The organism is Streptomyces sp. NPDC088732 (assembly GCF_044751205.1).
In the GTDB taxonomy this organism is placed as follows: Bacteria; Actinomycetota; Actinomycetes; order Streptomycetales; family Streptomycetaceae; genus Actinacidiphila.
The window spans coordinates 1-17,948 of record NZ_JBIVLI010000034.1; the positions used below are offsets into that span (position 1 = coordinate 1).

Below are 17,948 nucleotides of genomic sequence, written 5' to 3' on the forward strand. Positions count from 1 at the left end.
CGACAACACCAAGCCCGAATCAGCCACTACAAACGACGCGGTCACACACCACCCGAAGCTGCCCACCCGTCACGACAAAGACCGTTGCAGTACTAGGGTGCACCGCGTGGTCGGTTCGTGGCTGACAGGGCCGGTCGCGGGTGTGCGGCAGGACGCCGACCGCCGGAGCCCGAGGTCAGCGCGGGCGTAGACCCTCGACCAGGGCCCTGACCGCGCCGGCGACCAGGTCGGTGGTGGGTCCTGTTCCTGCCAGACCGTGCCCGGCCACGTATGCGAGCCCGTGCAGCATGGCGAGGACGGCCGTATTGACGGTGTCGGTGTCGGCAGTCGCGATGTCCCCGCTTTCGGCGGCTTGGCGCAGGAGTTCGACCGCCGGAGCGAAGGCCCGTTCGTTCGCGGCAATGAGGCGTCCGGCGTCGGGCCAGGTCTTGGACGAGAGCATCAGGGTCATCAGTTCGTCGTTGCGCCGGGTGAAGTCGACGTAGGCACAGGCGAATGCCGTGAGCCGTTCGGTGAAGTCGCCGCCGGTGCCGGCCAGGGCTGATTCGATCCGGGCCCCGAGTTGTTCGTAACCCTGCTCCACGAGTGCGGACAGCAGTGCCTGCTTGTCCGGGAAGTGCCGGCGCGGGGCGCCATGGCTGACGCCCGTCCGCCGGGCGACCTCGCGCAGCGACAGGGCGTCGGCCCCTGTTTCCGAGAGCATCGTCTGCGCCTCGGTGAGGAGGGCCGCGCGCAGGTTTCCGTGGTGGTACTGGTTCCGGGCGGTCGGCATGGCATCACCGTACCAGCAATGTTGACAGCGGCTACATTGGCAATGTAGTCGTTGACTACTTCATTTTCGCCGACTGCCCGAAGCGGGCGGGCCCCTTCCCTGACCAGGAGCGTGACCCATGACATCGACCATCACTCCGCGCCACCATCACGTCAGCATCTCGGTCGCCGACCTCGACCGTCAGACGATCTGGTACCAGCAGGTACTCGGGTTCGAAACGATCATCGAGCGGTACGAGGTCCCCGAGCCGCCCGTGCGCACCGCTGTCCTGCAGACCCGCACGGGAATCCGTGTCGAGCTCATCGAGCGCGCCGGCTCCACGCGCCCGCGGGTCTTCACCGACCCGCTGGACGCCTGCCGGGAGCAGGGCTACGGCCACTGGGCCCTGGAAGTCGAGGCCCTGGACGCGGTGTTCGCCGCGCTCACTGCCGCCGGCGCGCAACCGGTGTGGCCGCCGGCCGACGCCGTCCAGCCCGGCGCCCGCTTCGCCTACGTGAAGGACCCCGAGGGCAACCTCATCGAGCTCATCCAGCCCCCGGCCGCGGACTGAATCCCGGGAGCCGACGGCGACCGTATCCGGACGCCTTCGCGCCCGCCTCGCAGGGCAGACCAGTTCCCGGTCGCGCACCTGGTCCCAGCGGCATCACGAGTCCCGGTTCTGGCCAACTATGCGTCAGATTTGAGGCAGTTGCGTGCTTCTGATGTGCCAGGGAAGGGCGGGCATGTGACCGTTCTGGTGCACGGCAGCGGATGGAAGGGGGCTCCCGCTGTTGCGTCGGGTCCGGGAAGCGGGCCGGCACACCTCGGGGCCCCGTGGCAGCGATGCGAAGTAGCGCGAAACGCACGGGGTGCCACCAGCAGGATCCACGGACTGGGTCATGCGACGTGGTGGTGCCGGGTCTTTGTCCGCCTTCTAAGGGAGAGACGCATGCGAAGGAACGTTCTGGCAAGGTCGCTGGTCAGTGTCACGGCCGTGGCAGGGATCGCCGCCGGGAGCTTGGCGGGCGCGAGCACGAGCTTTGCGGCATCCGGCTCGGCATCGGCGCAGTCGGCGACGACGGCCGTGGTGACGCCGTTCGCGGTGGTGAACCTCGGCCTGAACGCTACGCAGGCCAAGGGCGTCCAGCGATGGCTCAAGGCGAACTGGGGCTACACCGGCGGCATCGACGGCGAGCTGGGCCCGGAGAGCTGGAAGGCCTTCCAGCGCCACCTCAAGGCCTATCACGGGTATACCGGCGCCATCGACGGAGTCGTCGGCGGTGGCACGGTCTCGGCGCTGCAGCGCTTCTTACGGGACAACGGCTGGGGCTACACCGGCGCCATCGACGGTCAGGCCGGTTCGGGGACGCAGGCCGCGTTCAAGACGTTCGCCAACTGGTGCGTGGCCAACGCCTGACCCACGGGCGAGCTTCACCCGGCAGGGGGCTCCGGGCCACACCGGCCCGGAGTCCCCTGCCGGGGTGTGCGCACAGGTGATCCGCATCGCGTACAGGTCTCCGCCGGTGTTCGCTTCCCGTTCAGCGGCCTCGCAGCGTGCGGCGCAGGCGGTGAGCAGGACGACCGTCGGCGGCTCCATCGGGTTCGGTGGCCATCGTGACCGCGTGCCCGTGCAGACTCCCGTGGGAGTGAGTCCGAGGCCGAGGGCGCAGCCGGGGGTCCCGCGGTGCCTGCACCGGGGACGGGTTCACCGCGTGGGCGGGCGGCCTCGAGCACACGCGTTGGGCCGGTGACGCGCCGGTGTCACGGCGACTCCGACCGATACGCATGATTCGAGTGGCCATCTCAAATAATGGACACCCCTGGATATGGTCGCCCTCCGAGCCGAACGCGAAGGAAGTGTGCATCTTCCCAGCTCGGAAGCTGTTTGTGTCGTCTCCAGCGGGATATCGCGGGTCGATACCGACCGCCCCTTCCCGTGCTCGCCGTCTCGCTATATGGAACATCTTTGACGTGGGATCTCTGCCGGGCGGATAAAGGACATGCCCATAGGCCATTTCTTCGCGCAGCGTCACCTCGCGGCGTGAGTGTCGGCGATCCCTCTACGCGAATGAGTGCAACGTGTCCCACCCCAGCGCCATTGGACCTGCGTCCGTCCCCGTCGGGCTGTGGCACGCATGGCGTGCGGAGCGTCATCGCAGCCTCGCTGCACCGACGGGGAACCTCGCCCTCGTGGAGACCCGTTGGTTTCCGGCGGGTGAGCGCCCTGATGCGGAGAAGGAGGGGGAGGGGCAGCCGGACACGGTGACCGTCACCACGCTCCAGCGCACCGACATCGTCACCGGCGAGCCGGAGTACGGTCTGCGCTTCTGGGACGCCGATTCACCGGCCATCCGGTACTTCGACCGCGTCGATGCCTTCTCCTACGATCCGGCGTGGGTGGTGCATGCCACCTACAACCCCGTGCCCGGCGCGCGCAAGATCGCTTTCGAGCACCTGCGGGACAACGGCGGCACGCGGGATCTCGTCGTCCCCGGCGACATCACCCTCACCCTCGACGGCCACGAGTACACCCTCAGCGCCTTCGACGACGACGGCACACTGCTGCTGGTCTTCGGGGACCCGACCAACGGGGCCACCACCTACGGCGCCGGCCGCTTCCTCTTCGTGCAGCGCACCCAGGACGACGACCGCGTCCTGCTGGACTTCAACCGTGCGTTCGTGCCGCCCTGCGGTTTCTCCGATCAGTACAACTGTCCGATGCCGCCGCGGCAGAACCGTTTCCACCTGCCCGTCGAGGCCGGCGAGAAACTCCCCGTCTTCCGCGACGGCTTCCTCGCGCAGCACTGAATCTCCCGCAGAAGCCACGTCACCGCAGCACGAAAGCGCCTTCACCATGAATCTCAAGAAGACTTCCCTGTACGGCACCGCGACGGCCGCCACGCTGGCTCTGACCCTCACGGCGTGCGGGGGCGGCTCCGGCTCCGGCGGGAGCAGCGCCGGCGGTGCCTACGACAAGGACGCGACGGTCAACATCGGCTCGCTCTACGAGCCGCAGAACCTCGACAACACCGCCGGCGGCGGCCAGGGCGTGACCGAAGCCCTCAACGGCAACGTCTACGAAGGCCTCTTCGGACTCACCGACGACGGCAAGGTCGAGAAGCTCCTCGCCCAGGACTACAAGGTCAGCGGTGACGGGCTCACCTACACCTTCACCCTCCGTGACGGCGTCAAGTTCCACAGCGGCAAGGAACTCACCAGCCAGGACGTCAAGTACAGCCTGGAGAAGGTCATCGCGGACGACTCCCAGTCCGCGCGCAAGAGCAACCTCGAGGTGATCAAGGGCATCACCACCCCCGACGCACGGACGGTCGAGGTCACGCTGTCGCAGAAGTCGATCTCCTTCATCTACAACCTCTCGTACGTCTGGATCATCAACTCCCAGGCCCAGAACCTGAAGACGACGGAAGACGGTACCGGCCCCTACACGCTGGACAAGTGGACTCGCGGCTCCGCCCTGAGCCTGAACCGCTTCCCGGGCTACTGGGGCCAGGCCGCCGCGAACAAGAAGGCGGTCTTCCACTACTACAAGGACGCCACAGCCCTCAACAACGCGCTGCTGACCAACGCTGTCGACGTGGTCACCAGCGAGCAGTCGCCCGACGCCCTGGACCAGTTCAAGAGCAACCAGAACTACAAGGTCAACGACGGCAACTCCACGACCAAGCTGCTGCTCGCCTTCAACGACAAGGCCAAGCCGTTCACCGACGCCAAGGTGCGTCAGGCCGTGTCCGCCGCCATCGACGACAAGAAGCTGCTGGAGTCGGTCTGGGGCGGCTACGGCAAGCTCATCGGCTCCATGGTGCCTCCGACCGACCCCTGGTACGAGGACCTCACCAAGGTCAACGCCTACGATCCGGCACACGCCAAGCAGCTCCTGTCCGAGGCCGGGTACGCCAAGGGCTTCGCCTTCACCCTCGACACCCCGAACTACGACCCGCACCCCACCGCCGCCACGTTCATCAAGTCGGAACTGGCCAAGGTCGGCATCACCGTCACGATCAACACGATCACCCCCGACGAGTGGTACACGAAGGTCTACAAGAACCACGACTTCACGGCGACGCTCCAGGAGCACGTCAACGACCGCGACCTCGTGTGGTACGGAAACCCCGACTTCTACTGGGGTTACGACAACAAGCAGGTCACGCAGTGGGTCCAGCAGGCCGAGGAGGCCGCCACCACCGATGAGCAGACCGCGCTGCTGAAGAAGGTCAACGAGAAGACCGCCGAGGACGCCGCAAGCGACTGGCTGTACCTGTACCCGCAGATCGTCGTCGCGAGCAGCAAGCTGTCGGGCTATCCGCTCAACGGCCTCAACTCGCAGTTCTACGTCCACGACATCAAGAAGAAGGGCTGATGGCGCGCTACCTCCTGCGCCGACTCGTCTTCCTGCTGGTGTCGCTGGCCCTGGCGAGCGTGGTCCTGTTCGTGCTGCTCCGCCTGCTTCCCGGTGACCCGGCCAACGCGCTCACCGCGGTGGGCGCAAGCCCGGAGCAGATCGCCGCGGCACGGCATTCCATCGGGTCCGACAGGCCGCTGCCCGAGCAGTTCGCCCACTGGCTCGGGCAGCTGGCCCGGGGCGACCTCGGCACGTCCTTCGTCAGCTCGCTGCCCGTCGGCCCCGAGGTCGCGTCCCGGCTGAACGTCACGGTCCCCCTGACCTCGGCGGCGTTCGTGCTCGCCGTTCTCGTAGCCGTGCCCGCAGGCTTCGTCGCGGCGTACAAGCGGCACACCTGGTACGGAGCCCTGCTCAGCGGCGTCTCCCAGCTGGGCATCGCGATCCCGGTGTTCTGGCTCGGCATGATCCTGATCGACGTGTTCGCCCTGAACGCGGGCTGGCTTCCGGCGGGCGGCTTTCCACCGGACGGCTGGTCGGAGCCCGCCGAGGCGGTCCGCTCCCTCGTCCTGCCGGTCGTGACCATCGCCCTGGTGATGAGCGCTTCCCTGATCCGCTATGTGCGCTCCGCGACCCTGGACGTCCTGGGCAGCGATCACCTGCGGACCGCCCGCGCCCTCGGGTCCTCCTTCGGCCGGGCGATGTGGCGGCACGGCCTGCGCAACGCCTCGGTCCCGGTGATCTCCGTCCTCGGCATCGAACTCGCCACGACCCTGCTCGGCGCCGTCGTGGTCGAATCGGTGTACGCGCTGCCGGGCCTCGGCTCGATGCTCGCCACCGGCATCGCGCAGCACGACTACCCGGTCATCCAGGGCGTGCTGTTCGTCTCCACGCTTGCCGTACTGGTCATCGGCTTCGTCGCCGACCTGGTCCAGCGGATCATCGACCCGCGACTGCGCGCACGGCTGTCGGGAGGAGCCCGATGACGTCCGACATCCTCGAACCGGCCCGGAGCAGGCGGGCGACACGAGCAGGGCGCCGCTTCCGCGGCTCTGCCACGCTCGTCGTCGGCTGTGTCCTGGCGGGCCTGATCGTGCTGCTCGCACTGGTCTCCCTGTTCTGGTCGCCCTACGCCGCCGACGACACCTCCGGCGGACGGCTGACGGCACCTGGTGGGGGTCATCTTCTGGGCACCGACAAGCTCGGGCGCGACCTGTTCACCCAGGTGATGGCGGGCTCGCGCATCGCCGTCGAGGCCGGGCTGGGGTCCGTGCTCGTCGCCGCCGCTCTCGGCCTCACCCTGGGTATCCTCGCCGCCTTCGCGCAGGGCTGGCTCGATGACACCCTGTCCGCATTCCTCGACATCCTGATCGCGTTCCCGACGCTGCTGCTCGCCATGCTCATCGTCGCGGCGCGCTCGGCGACCCTCGGTTCCGCGGTCCTCGCGATCGGTCTGGCGCAGAGTGCCGTCGTCGCGCGGCTGGTCCGCATCCTGGTCAAACGAGTGCTGGCGCAGGACTACATCACCGCAGCCCGTACGTCCGGCACCTCCTGGCCCCGCACGGTGCTCGGCCACGTGCTGCCGAACATCTGGCCCACCCTCGTGGTGAACCTGGCCCTGCAGTTCGGCCTTGCCGTACTGGCCGAGGCGGGCCTGTCCTACCTCGGCCTGGGCGCCCCGCCGCCCAACGCCTCGTGGGGCCGCATGCTCCAGGAGGCGCAGGCCACCTTCACCACCGCCCCCGCCGGGGCACTCGCCCCTGGCATCCTGCTGGTCCTCCTCGTCATCGGCGTCAATCTGATCGCCGACGGACTGCGGGACTCCCTCGACCCCGCGACCCGCAGGAGGCGGACATGAGCCTCCTCGACGTACGCGGACTGACCGTCAGGACCGCCGACGGCCGCACCCTCATCGACGACCTCTCCTTCGGCGTGGACAGCGGTGAACGACTCGGTCTCATCGGCGAGTCCGGCTCGGGCAAGTCGCTCAGCACGCTTGCCGTTCTCGGTCTCCTGCCCGACGGCATGACCGCCACCGGCAGCATCGAACTGGCCGGAACCCAGATCGTCGGTGCCCCCGAAAGGCGGCTCACCGCGGTACGCGGCCGCGACGCGGCCATCGTCTTCCAGGAACCGCTGACCGCGCTCGACCCGCTGATGCGCGTGGGCCGGCAGATCGCCGAACCCCTCGCGCGGCGCACCGGCCTCAAGGGAGCCACCCTGCGTGACGCCGTGCGTGACGCGCTGACACAGGTGCGGCTGCCCGATCCGGAGCGGGTCTTTCGGGCGTTCCCGCACGAGATCTCCGGCGGACAGCGACAGCGCGTCGCCCTGGCCATGGCACTGGCCTGCGCGCCCGCTCTGCTCATCGCGGACGAGCCGACGACCGCGCTGGACGTGTCGGTGCAGGCGGAGATGCTGGACCTCGTCGACGCCCTCGTGCGGGAACGGAGCATGGCCGTGCTCTTCGTCAGCCACGACCTCGCCGTCGTCGCCCGGGTGACCGACCGCGCCCTGGTGATGAAGGACGGCCGCGCCGTCGAGGAGGGCACGGTCCGCGACCTCGTTCGCGCCCCTCACCATGAGTACACCAGGGCCCTCGTGGCCAGCGCACGGCAACTGGAGTCCGCTTTGGACCTGAGGAGCGCACCGTGACGCCCGTACTGGAACTGAAGGACGTGACCCTGCGCCACCGCGGGAGCGCGGACGACGCGGTGCGGGACGTCACCCTCACCGTGGAGGCCGGAGAGAGCCTCGCTCTCGTCGGTGAGTCGGGCGCCGGGAAGACGACGCTGCTGCGCCTGCTCCTGGGTCTCTCCCGTCCCACGGCCGGAGGTGTCCACTTCGACGGCGCTGCTCTCTCCCTGCGCGACCGTGAGCAGATGCGTCGCTTCCGGCGAAGCGTGCAGTGCGTCTTCCAGGACCCCTACTCCTCGCTCGACCCCCGCCGGCGCGTGGGAGCCATCGTCGCGGAGCCCCTGCGCTCCCTCGGCATCGCCACACGGTCCGTAGCCATGCCGAAAGCGGCCGTCGCACTGGAGCGCGTCGGCCTGCCCGCCGACGCGCTGCACCGCTATCCGCACGAGTTCTCCGGCGGGCAGCGCCAGCGCATCGCGATCGCCCGGGCCGTGGTGTGCCACCCACGGGTACTGCTCGCCGACGAACCCGTCAGCGCGCTCGACGTCACCACCCGCGTCAAGGTCGTGGACCTGCTGGCGGAGCTCAAGCAGGAACAGGGTCTGACGCTGGTCATGGTCTCCCACGACCTGTCGGTCGTGGCGTCCCTGTGCGAGCGCACCGCCGTGCTCGAACGCGGCCGCGTGGTCGAGCAGGGCGACACCGGCCAGGTGCTGGGCCGTCCCGCCCACCCGTACACGCGCAGGCTGATCGACAGCGTGCCGCGCCTGCCCGCCTGAGCTGCTCGATCGGCCGATCGTTCAGGGTGTTGCCTCCTGCACGAGGTTCGGGCTTCGGTCGGTGTCGCCCTGAGGGGTTGGCTGCCAGCCCAGTTCCGGGGCGATCAGGTGTCGTACGTCGTGCAGGATCTGCTGGTACTCCTCGTGATGGAACTCGTAGGGCAGTTCGAGGCGGAGTTCCGACACCGACGCCATCACGGGGTCGGCGGTGAGCTGTTCCAGGATCTGTTCGGCGGTCCCGACGATGTCCGGGGCGAAGAGGATCCGACGTGTGCCGATGGTCTGCGGCGTCAGAGTGCGCTTGTGGCGGCCGGCGGCGTAGTCGGTGTAGCGGGTCCGGGTGGCGGTGTCGGCGCTGTCGAACGGTACGACGACGCGCCCCAGCGCGATCCGGGCCTCCGGCCGCACCGCGTGCACGGTGTGTCGGTACTGGGACAGCAGGCGCAGTTGGGCCGTGGTGAAGTCGTCGGTGTCCTCCCCGCCGCTGACGATGTTCCCGGACAACAGGTGCAGACCGTGTTCGGCGGCCCAGCGGGCGGAGCGGAGGCTGCCCGCGCCGTACCAGATACGGTCGGCCAGATCGGGGTTGTGCGGTTGCAGCCGGGGCCGCTGGGTGTTGCCTGGTGAGTGGATCACCGTGTCCGGGCCGCCCAGCCAGCGGCCGCGCAGGTTGTCGACGAGGCGGGCGATTCTGCCGTACGACAGGTCGAAGCTGCGCCAGTCCCCGTCGTACACCAGGTCCCCCAGCAGTTCGGCGTGCGGCATGCCGGTGCTGAAGCCGGCCTGGAGTCGCCCTTGCGAGAGGACGTCGGCGAGCGACAGGTCCTCCGCGAGGCGGAAGGGGCTCTCGTACCCGATGGGAATGACCGCGGTCCCCAGCTCGACCCGCCGGGTGCGCTGGCCGGCCGCGGCGAGGAACACCGCGGCCGACGCGACGCCGTGTTCGAGGTGGCGCTGCCGGATCCAGGCGCCGTCGAAGCCGAGCCCTTCGCCGTACTCGAACAGTTGCAGCGTCTCCTCCAGCCCGGTGTGCGGGTCGTCGTCGTCGAAATTGCCCGGGGTGAGAAAGGCCAGCGAGGTGATCCGAGGGGTGCTCATGCGGGGTTCGTCCTCACGTGGTGGCGGACTCGGCGGCGGGGCCGACGGGGGAGGGGGTGCTTCGGCCCGGGATCGCCGCGAGCAGTTCGCGGGTGTACGGGTGGGCGGGGTGGGCGAACAGTTGCTCTACGGTCCCGGTCTCCACGATGCGACCGGCCCGCATGACGGCGACCTCGTGCGCGATCTGCCGTACGACGGCGAGGTCGTGCGAGATGAACAGGTATGCCACCTCGCTGCCGGCCTGGAGTTCGGCGAGCAGGTCGAGGACCTGGGCCTGGACGGATACGTCGAGGGCCGACACCGGTTCGTCGCAGACCACCAGGTCCGGCGAGAGGGCGAGGGCGCGTGCGATGGCCACACGCTGGCGCTGCCCGCCGGACAGTTCGGCCGGGCGGCGGCCGAGGACCGAGGCCGGCAGTGCCACGCGGTCCAGCAGTTCGCGGGCCCGGTCGAGCCGGGAGCGCCGGTCGCCGACGCGGAAGGCTCGCAGCGGCTCGGTGATCACCTCTCCGATGGAGAATCGCGGGTCCAGTGAGGCGTACGGGTTCTGGTAGACGAGTTGGGCCCGGCGGCGCAGGTCTCTGGCCCGGGAGCCGCGGGCGTCGGTGACGTCGTGGCCGTCGAACAGGATCTGTCCGGCGGTCGGTTCGGTCAGGCGGAGTACGAGCCGGGCGGTGGTCGACTTCCCCGAGCCGGACTCGCCCACCAGGGCCAGGGTCCGGCCGCGGTGCAGGGTGAGACCGACCTCGTCGACCGCGCGCAGCGTCCGGGTCTCGCCCGCCGCGCGTGGCAGCCTGAACTCCTTGACCGCGTTGCGGACCTCGACCAGAGGCGGTGCCTGGACGGCGCCGGCGGCCGGCGTGCGAAGGGTGGCTGGGCGTCCCGTACCGAGGCTCGGAGCGCTCGCCAACAGCCGGCGCGTGTAGACGTGTTGCGGCGTGTGGAGGACCTCCCGGGTCGGTCCGGCCTCGACGACCTGCCCCTGGGACATGACGACGATGTGCTGTGCGCGGTCGGCGGCAACCCCGAGATCATGGGTCACGAGCAGGAGTGCGGTCCCGTACTCCGTGGTGAGGCGCTGAAGTTGGTCGAGGATGAGGCGCTGCACGGTGACGTCGAGCGCGCTGGTCGGCTCGTCGGCGATGATCAGTCTCGGTTTCGCGGCGATGGCGATCGCGATCAGCGCGCGTTGCCGCATACCGCCGGAGAGTTCGTGCGGGTACTGCCGTGCACGGACGGCGGGATCGGGCATTCCGGCCTGCTCCAGGACGGCGACGGCCTCCGATGCCGCGGCGCGGCGTGCGGCCAGTCCGTGGATGCGCAGCACCTCGGCGACCTGCTCGCCGATGCGCTTGACCGGGTTGAGCGACACCGAAGGGTCCTGCGGGACGAGACCGATCTGCGCGCCGCGCAGGACCCGCAGTTCCGCCTCCGTCAGCGCGGTCAGGTCGTGCCGGCCGAAACGGATGGAGCCGGCGTCGATCCTGCCGTTCGCCGCCAGCAGGCGGGTGACGGCATGTGCGGTGGTGCTCTTGCCGGAGCCGGACTCGCCCACCACGGCGGTCACCTCGCCCCGGCGGACGTCCAGGTCGACGCCGCGTACGGCATGCACAGGGCCGCCGCGCGTGTCGTACGACACCGACAGGCCGCGTATCTCCAGAAGGGCTTCGGTCACGTCCTCGTCCATGTGTGTCGCGGAGTGGTTCGCCGGCCCGGTCATCGCTGCTCCGACCATTCGCCGTCCAGGGCCCGGGCGATGCGATTGGTGGCCAGGACCGTCGCTGCGATCACCAGGCCGGGCAGTGCCGTCAGCCACCAGGCGTTCGCCTGGTAGTTGCGGCCCACGGAGATGAGCGTTCCCCACTCCGGGGCCGGCGGTGGCGTCCCGTAGCCGAGGAAGCTCAATGCCGACACGGACAGGATCGCCGTTCCCAGTTCGAGGGTGGCCAGCACGACGATCGGGCCCGCGGCGTTCGGGAGCACGTGCCGGCCCAGTACCGAGTACCAGCGTGCACCGCAGGACCGCGACGCCTCGACGAAGACGGCCTGCCGCACTCGCAGCACTTCCGACCGGGCCACCCGGGCGAAGCTCGCCACGCCGGCGATCCCGACCGCGAAGGCCACCTTCACCGTCCCGTACCCCAGCGCGGTGACCAGGGCCAGGGACAGGAACAGCGCGGGAATGGAGAGCAGGACGTCCACGAAGCGCATCAGGACGTCGTCGATCCAGCGGCCCACGAACCCGGCCACCAGGCCGAGCAGGCCGCCCAGGACGAACGCCACCGCCACCGCGATCAGCGTCGCCTTGAGGGACAGTTGTGCCCCGTGCACGACACGGGAGAACAGGTCGCGTCCCAGTTCGTCGGTGCCGAACCAGTGCACGCCGCTGGGGCCTCGGAAGTTCTGCGACGGCGTGCCTTCCAGCGGATTGCGTGAGGTGAACAGCTCAGGGCGGAAGGAGGCGATCACCACCAGGACGACGACGACGATCGAGGCCAGCAGGCCCGGGCGGTGCAGCAGGAAGCGCAGCGCCCGCCGTGCGTCGCCGTGCCGCGGTCCCGGCGGCGTGCCGTGCACCGGACGCCCCCGCTGAGGTGCCGTGGACTCGGTGGTGTCGTGGACAAGGCTCTGGCTCATGCGAAACTCGCCCTCCTGCCCGAGGCCACCACGATGCGCGGGTCCAGCAGCGGATAGACGAGGTCGACCACCAGGTTGGCCAGTACGAAGGTCAGCGCGCCGAACACCACCACGCCCTGGACGAGTGGAAGGTCCTGCGCGGTGACCGCGGTGACCGTCACCCGGCCCAGGCCGTCGCGGGCGAAGACGGTCTCCACGACCACGGAACCGGCGACGAGCTGCCCGACCAGCAGCCCCACGATGGTGAGCGCCGGCAGGGACGCGTTGCGCAGCGCGTGCCGCAGGTGGATGCGCCATCGGCCGGCGCCCTTGGCCCGCGCCGTCTCCACGTAGGGCTGGCCCAGTGCCGTGAACAGGCTCTTGGCCAGTACCTGTGCGACCAGCGCGCCGGTCGGGACGGCCAGCGTCACGGCGGGCAGCACCAGGGCGCGCAGTCCGTCGTTGCCGAAGGCGGGGAACCAGCGCAGCCTGAAGGAGAACGCCTCGACGAGGATCAGCCCGACCCAGAACGTGGGAACCGACACTCCCAACGGTGGCAGGGACAGCAGGACCTGCCGCAGCCACCGCCGCGGGGTACGGGTCGCCAGCACCGCCAGTCCGCCGCCGGCGGCGACTGCGAGCAGCAGCGCCGCCCCCGTCAGTTGCAGGGTCTGCGGCAGTGCGTCGGCCAGGGTCGCGGTGACTGACCGGCCCGTGGAGATCGCGTCACCGAAGTCGCCGCGCACGGCCCGGCCGAGGTACTCGATGTACTGCTCCGGAACTGGCTTGTCGAAGCCGTACTGGTGTCGGAGCGCGGCCAGCTGCGCCGGATCGATGGCAGCGGAGTCCGCCCCGGCGCCGGCCATGGCCGACACCGGGTCACCGGGCAGGTAGTCCAGGACCACGAACGACAGCGTGTAGGCGGCCCACAGCACGGCGAGCGCCTGTGCGAACCGCTTGATCACGTATGCGCCCATGCCGTCAGCCGATCCAGGTGTCGTGCAGTTGGATCCGGCTGGAGGCGTCGAAGTCGAGGTGGTGCACCTTGTTCGACACGCCCAGCTGGGTCTGCAGTTCGACCACCGGGACGGTGTAGGCATTTCGTACGATCAACGTCTGTGCCCGCGTGACCAGTTGTGCCCGCTGGTTCGCGTCGGTGGTGGCCGCCTGCTGGTCCAGGACCGCGTCCAGTGGGCTCGACGGCACGCGGTAGGTGTTGGCGAGTTCGGTGGAGTACGAGGTCCGCAGGATGTCCGGGTCGGCGCGGGTCAGGTTTCCCCACAGTGCGTCGAAGTCGCCGGACTGCTGCACCTGGGCGATCTGGGAGATCTGCAACTCCTTGAGCACCAGCTCGATGCCGGTGGCCTTGAGCTGCTGCTGGATCAGTTCCAGTGCCGGCTGGTTCGTGGCCGCGTTTGCGAACCACTTGACGGTCAGGCTCAGCCGTGTGCCGTTCTTCGTGCGGATGCCGTCCTGGCCCGGCTTCCAACCGGCCGCGTCCAGCAGTGCCCCCGCCTTGGCGCCGTCGTGGGCCAGTTCCGCACCCAGGTCGGTGTAGTCCGGCGTGGTGTGCGACAGGACGCTGGTGGCCGGCCGGGTGCCGGTCGGGAACACCGTGGCGGCGACCTGTTGTCGGTCGACGGCGTACCCGACCGCCTGGCGCACCCTGGCGTCCTTCAGGATCGGCCGGGAGTTGTTGAACCCCAGTCCGAACACGACGCCGGGGTTCGCCCGCTGCTGGAGGTTCACCCGGCCTCCCTTGAGCGTCGCCTCGTCGGCCCGGCCGACGCTGCCGATCGCGTCCACCTGGCCGGACCGGAGGCTGCCGGCCCGTACTCCCGCCTCGGGAACCACCTTGAACACCAGCTGGTCCAGGTACGCCTCGCCCTTCTTGGTCCACAGTGAGGAGCCCCACTGGTACCCGGCCCGCTTGGCCAGGGTGATCGACTGGTTCTGCACGTACTGCTTCAGCACGAAGGGTCCGGATCCGACCACCCCCTGGCTGCACCTGTCCTGCGGCGACTTCTTCACGCTCGCCGACGACTCGATCCCCAGCGAGTGCGTTGCCGTCGCCTGGAGGAACTGGGCGTTGGGCGCCTTGAACGTCACTCGCACGGTGGACGGATCGACGGCGGCCGTGCTCTCCACGCCGCTGAGGTACCCCTGGGCGAGGATGGCCAGTGCGCCGAGCTTCGGCACGGCGTCGAAGTTGTCCTTGACCACCTGAGCGGTCAGCGGTGAACCGTCGCTGAAGGTCACGCCTGGTCTCAAGTGGAAGGTGAACGTGGTGGCGTCCGGGCTGACGTCCCAGCTCTTGGCCAGCCACGGCACGATCTTGCCGGACTTCGGGTCCTGGTCGGTCAGGGAGTCGACGACCTGGCGCAGGGAGTAGATGGTGTCGTTGCTGCCGACCTGCTGCGGATCCACGCAGCCGGCGTCGGAACCGACGGCGAAGGTCAGGGTGCCTCCGGAACTGGGCCGCCCGGTACCGGCGCCGGACCCGCCGGTGCCCGAGCCGCAGGCGGTCAGCAGGACGCCGGTGGTCATGAGGACGGCCAGGGCGGCGGCGGCCCGGCCGGTGGATGCATCGTGATGAGCTGTCACCGAGGGTTCTCCTACTCGTGTCACCGCGCACCGGCGCAGGGAGCGAGAGCGCACGGATATGACGCCCCGTCAGGCGTGCTGCCGCGACGGGGTGACGCTGTTCAGAGGATGGGGAGAGGGAGGGAGAGAGCGGGTCCGGCGGTGGGCGCGAACCGGTACACCCCGCAGGGGGCGTGGATGTGCGGGGAGGCGGCCGGCGCGCGTAGTCAGCCGGCGGGGCGGATCCCGGTCAGCTGTGACAGAGACAGCTGGCGGAGCGCTGCAGATCGATATGGCGTCGCCGCGAGAAGCCGGAGAACAGCGTCGCGGCCGCGAGGGAGGCGCTCAGGTAGCCGTGGTGCCGCATGCCTACTCCTCCCCCTCCGGGCTCCGTTCACGGGGCGGCGCGCTTGCGGAAGTCGCCGATGACTCCGCCGGGCTTTCACCTGGAGCACCCCGCCGCGTCGGAGGGTTGCCGGTCAGCCAGCCAGGGCTTGACGCTGACGCTCAATGCCGCTTCGCAGCCTACGGAGCGGTGTCGCCGTCCGTCAATGGCGCGAACTCTTCGGTCCGATCCGCCCGTTGGCGGCTCCCGAAGGCCGCGCGGCGGGTCAGTGGCGGTCGCAGGCCCAGATGGGAGCGGAGTGTCCTACCGGTGTACTCCGTGCGATAGACACCGCGTTCCTGCAGTGCCGGGACAAGCAGGTCGACGATGTCGTCGAGGCCGTCCGGGATCAGGTAAGGCGTGACGTTGAAGCCGTCGACCGCTCCGTGCCGTACGAAGGAGGCGAACCGGTCGGCGAGTCGGGACGGGGTGCCGACATGGCCACGCTGGGGCCCGAGCGCGATGACGGCCTCGCGCAGCGACCACCCGTGCGCCTCCGCCTTGGCACGCCACTCGGCGACCACCACGCGCGGGTCGGCGACGCGCCGGGCGCCGAAGGAGCCGTCGTTCTCGGCCACCACGGGATCCTCCTTGGGAAGAGGCCCGTCGGCGTCCCGGTCCGACAGGTCGATGCCCCACAACAGCCCCGCGATGCCGAGCGCCGTCGCGGGAGTCACCTGCTGCCGGCGGATCCAGCGCTTCTTCTCGTGCGCCTCCTCCTCGGTGGCGCCGATGATGATCTCCGTGCCGGGCAGGATCCGCAGATCGTCCTCGGGTCGTCCGGCCGCCCGCAGCCGGCGCCGGATGTCCTCGGCGAAGGCCAGTGCGTCGTCGAAGTCGCTGCCGTGCGCGGAGAAGATGACGTCGGCGTTGCGGGCGGCGAAGTCGCGGCCCTCGCCGGAGTCCCCGGCCTGGAAGACGACCGGATGCCCCTGGGGACTGCGGGGCAAGGTCGGGACGAGGTCGACATCGAACTGGGCGCCTTTGTGGCGTACGCGGGTGACGGCGCCCGGTACCGACCAGGACGGTGCCTCCGCGGAGGTGGCGACGGCCCCGTCCTCCCAGCCGTCCCACAGGGAGCGGGCGACGGTGAGGAACTCCTCCGCCCGCCGGTAGCGGTCGGCATGGTCGAGGTAGCCGCCGCGGCGGAAGTTCTCGCCGGTCCACGCGTTGTCCGTGGTCACCACGTTCCACCCTGCGCGGCCTTCGGAGAGCAGGTCGAGCCCGGACAGGCGGCGGGCGAGGTCGGCGGGCTCGTTGAAGGTGGAGTTGGAGGTGCTGACCAGGCCGATCCGGCGGGTCACGGCGGCCAGTGCGGCGAGCTGGGTGATCGCGTCCGGCCGCCCGGCCACGTCGAGATCGTGGATGCGGCCGTCGACCTCTCGCAACCGCAGGCCCTCGCCGAGGAAGAACGCGTCGAACAGGCCCCGCTCGGCGGTCTGGGCGACCCGGCGGAACGATGCGGGGTCGATCTGCGAACCGCTCTCCGGCGCGGACCAGACGGTCCAGTGGTTGACGCCCTGGAAGAACACCCCCAAGTGGAGCTGCGCGTCGGGGCGAGGGACGTCGAGGGGATCGGTGCGGGTCATCGGGCCTCCTCCTCGGGGGCGGTGGTGGCGTAACGGTTGGCGGGCCGCTCGAGACCCAGGGCCGAGCGCAGTGACCCGCCCGGAAGCGGACGGGCGGCCAGGCGTCGTTCGCTCAGGGCGGGCACCACGAGCCGGGAGAGGACGGCCAGGTCCTCGTCCAGGACGAGCGGGTGCAGCCGGACGCCGTCCACCAGGCCGCGCAGACCGGCGAGGAGGGTGACGAGGCCGTCGGCCGATCCGATGTGCCGCAGCCGCCCACGATCGGCCCACGGCGCGTGACGCTCCAGGTCGGCGACGCGTTCGGCGGCGCTCGCCCGGGGCGTGTCGAGGGCGACGTCGACCTCCGCGAGGACGCGGGGTGTGCCCGCCGCGGCGGCGGCAGCCGTCACCGCCGCCGGGTCCCGCCCGCTGACGAGCGCCACGTCGAGCAGCCCGGCGGGCACCAGGTCCGGCCGGCCCAGGACGACCGGTTGCCCCTGGGGTGGGCGCGGCACGATCGCCGGGCCCTTCACGGAGTAGGTCTCCCCGGTGAAGTCGATGTAGTGGAGGCGTTCGCGGTCGAGGTAGCGGCTGCTGGCCACCGACCGGATCACGGCGTCGTCCTCCCAGGAGTCCCACAGGGCACGCACCACCCCCACCCCGTCCCGGGTCTCGCGGGCCCGCCCGCCCGCGTCGGCGATCAGAGGGCGCCCCCAGGCGCGCGCCGCCTCGGGCAGGTCCTCCTCGGTCACCACCCATCCCGCGCGTCCGGCGGAAACGTGGTCCAGCGACGCCAACTGACCGGAGACGTGGAACGGTTCCGCGTACGTGACGGGTAGCACCGGCGCGATCCCGATCGTGCTCGTGGACGCGGCGACGAAGGCCGCCCGCTCCACCGCGCCGATCCGGCCCACCGGGTCCGGCGGGGCGCCGGGCGGCAGCACACCGTCGTCCAGGGTGACGAGGCTGAACCCGGCGTTCTCCGCGGCCGCTGCCACGCCGGCCACCCGGCGTGGGGTCAGCAGCCGGCCGGGGGAGTGGGCGGCGCGGCGCCAGGCCGCGGGGTGGGCGCCGTCGCCGTCGATCTCGACGGCGAGGTGCAGAACGGGACCGGACATGGGCGTTCCTTCCGAGAGCACGGCATGCCGGCCGGGAGCGCGACTCGCGTCCCGGC

Annotated in this window: 17 protein-coding genes and 1 riboswitch; of the genes, 8 read left to right on the forward strand and 9 right to left on the reverse strand. The window is 70.2% G+C overall.

Annotated elements, in window-relative coordinates; genetic code table 11:
- Positions 1-175 precede the first annotated feature (175 nt).
- On the reverse strand, positions 176-772 hold the full coding sequence (locus ACIP9H_RS38205) for a TetR/AcrR family transcriptional regulator (protein WP_401963547.1): 597 nt from the start codon (positions 770-772) through the stop codon (positions 176-178).
- A 118-nt stretch (positions 773-890) separates the two neighbouring features.
- Here ACIP9H_RS38205 and ACIP9H_RS38210 point away from each other — a divergent pair, with 118 nt between their 5' ends.
- The 8 genes from ACIP9H_RS38210 to ACIP9H_RS38245 all read left to right on the forward strand — a co-directional run bounded on the left by ACIP9H_RS38210 (position 891) and on the right by ACIP9H_RS38245 (position 8,524).
- Positions 891-1,322 (forward strand): VOC family protein, encoded by a 432-nt coding sequence (locus ACIP9H_RS38210; RefSeq protein ID WP_401592743.1) that lies wholly within the window; start codon positions 891-893, stop codon positions 1,320-1,322.
- Positions 1,323-1,700: 378 nt separating this feature from the next.
- Complete coding sequence (locus ACIP9H_RS38215; RefSeq protein ID WP_401592745.1) at positions 1,701-2,168, forward strand: peptidoglycan-binding protein; 468 nt, start codon at positions 1,701-1,703, stop codon at positions 2,166-2,168.
- 662 nt (positions 2,169-2,830) lie between these two features.
- Complete coding sequence (locus ACIP9H_RS38220; protein WP_401592747.1) at positions 2,831-3,559, forward strand: DUF1684 domain-containing protein; 729 nt, start codon at positions 2,831-2,833, stop codon at positions 3,557-3,559.
- 46 nt (positions 3,560-3,605) lie between these two features.
- Positions 3,606-5,129 (forward strand): ABC transporter substrate-binding protein, encoded by a 1,524-nt coding sequence (locus ACIP9H_RS38225; protein ID WP_401592749.1) that lies wholly within the window; start codon positions 3,606-3,608, stop codon positions 5,127-5,129.
- Positions 5,129-6,094 (forward strand): ABC transporter permease, encoded by a 966-nt coding sequence (locus ACIP9H_RS38230; protein WP_401592751.1) that lies wholly within the window; start codon positions 5,129-5,131, stop codon positions 6,092-6,094. The genes ACIP9H_RS38225 and ACIP9H_RS38230 overlap by 1 nt, the downstream gene beginning before the upstream one ends.
- Positions 6,091-6,966, forward strand: a complete 876-nt coding sequence (locus tag ACIP9H_RS38235; protein WP_401592753.1) for an ABC transporter permease — start codon at positions 6,091-6,093, stop codon at positions 6,964-6,966. Before ACIP9H_RS38230 ends, ACIP9H_RS38235 begins: the two co-directional genes overlap by 4 nt.
- Entirely contained in the window at positions 6,963-7,763 is an 801-nt protein-coding gene (locus ACIP9H_RS38240) for an ATP-binding cassette domain-containing protein (protein WP_401592755.1), read from the forward strand. Before ACIP9H_RS38235 ends, ACIP9H_RS38240 begins: the two co-directional genes overlap by 4 nt.
- Positions 7,760-8,524 (forward strand): ABC transporter ATP-binding protein, encoded by a 765-nt coding sequence (locus tag ACIP9H_RS38245; RefSeq protein WP_401592757.1) that lies wholly within the window; start codon positions 7,760-7,762, stop codon positions 8,522-8,524. The genes ACIP9H_RS38240 and ACIP9H_RS38245 overlap by 4 nt, the downstream gene beginning before the upstream one ends.
- A gap of 21 nt (positions 8,525-8,545) precedes the next feature.
- Here ACIP9H_RS38245 and ACIP9H_RS38250 read toward each other — a convergent pair whose 3' ends face one another.
- The 8 genes from ACIP9H_RS38250 to ACIP9H_RS38285 all read right to left on the reverse strand — a co-directional run bounded on the left by ACIP9H_RS38250 (position 8,546) and on the right by ACIP9H_RS38285 (position 17,892).
- Positions 8,546-9,622 (reverse strand): LLM class flavin-dependent oxidoreductase, encoded by a 1,077-nt coding sequence (locus tag ACIP9H_RS38250; protein ID WP_401592759.1) that lies wholly within the window; start codon positions 9,620-9,622, stop codon positions 8,546-8,548.
- 13 nt (positions 9,623-9,635) lie between these two features.
- A complete protein-coding gene (locus ACIP9H_RS38255) occupies positions 9,636-11,309 on the reverse strand; it encodes a dipeptide ABC transporter ATP-binding protein (RefSeq protein WP_401963605.1) in 1,674 nt (557 codons plus the stop codon).
- 29 nt (positions 11,310-11,338) lie between these two features.
- Positions 11,339-12,259, reverse strand: coding sequence for an ABC transporter permease (locus tag ACIP9H_RS38260; protein ID WP_401592761.1), 921 nt, complete (start codon positions 12,257-12,259; stop codon positions 11,339-11,341).
- Complete coding sequence (locus ACIP9H_RS38265) at positions 12,256-13,215, reverse strand: ABC transporter permease (RefSeq protein ID WP_401592763.1); 960 nt, start codon at positions 13,213-13,215, stop codon at positions 12,256-12,258. Before ACIP9H_RS38265 ends, ACIP9H_RS38260 begins: the two co-directional genes overlap by 4 nt.
- Positions 13,216-13,219: 4 nt before the next feature.
- Positions 13,220-14,785, reverse strand: a complete 1,566-nt coding sequence (locus tag ACIP9H_RS38270) for an ABC transporter substrate-binding protein (protein ID WP_401592885.1) — start codon at positions 14,783-14,785, stop codon at positions 13,220-13,222.
- A 286-nt stretch (positions 14,786-15,071) separates the two neighbouring features.
- On the reverse strand, positions 15,072-15,188 hold the full coding sequence (locus tag ACIP9H_RS38275; protein WP_401592765.1) for a putative leader peptide: 117 nt from the start codon (positions 15,186-15,188) through the stop codon (positions 15,072-15,074).
- A 34-nt stretch (positions 15,189-15,222) separates the two neighbouring features.
- A riboswitch (SAM riboswitch) is annotated at positions 15,223-15,336 on the reverse strand.
- A gap of 10 nt (positions 15,337-15,346) precedes the next feature.
- Entirely contained in the window at positions 15,347-16,795 is a 1,449-nt protein-coding gene (locus ACIP9H_RS38280; RefSeq protein WP_401592767.1) for an NtaA/DmoA family FMN-dependent monooxygenase, read from the reverse strand.
- Positions 16,792-17,892: an LLM class flavin-dependent oxidoreductase gene (locus tag ACIP9H_RS38285; protein WP_401963551.1), complete on the reverse strand. Its 1,101-nt coding sequence runs from the start codon at positions 17,890-17,892 to the stop codon at positions 16,792-16,794. The genes ACIP9H_RS38280 and ACIP9H_RS38285 overlap by 4 nt, the downstream gene beginning before the upstream one ends.
- Positions 17,893-17,948: the final 56 nt, after the last annotated feature.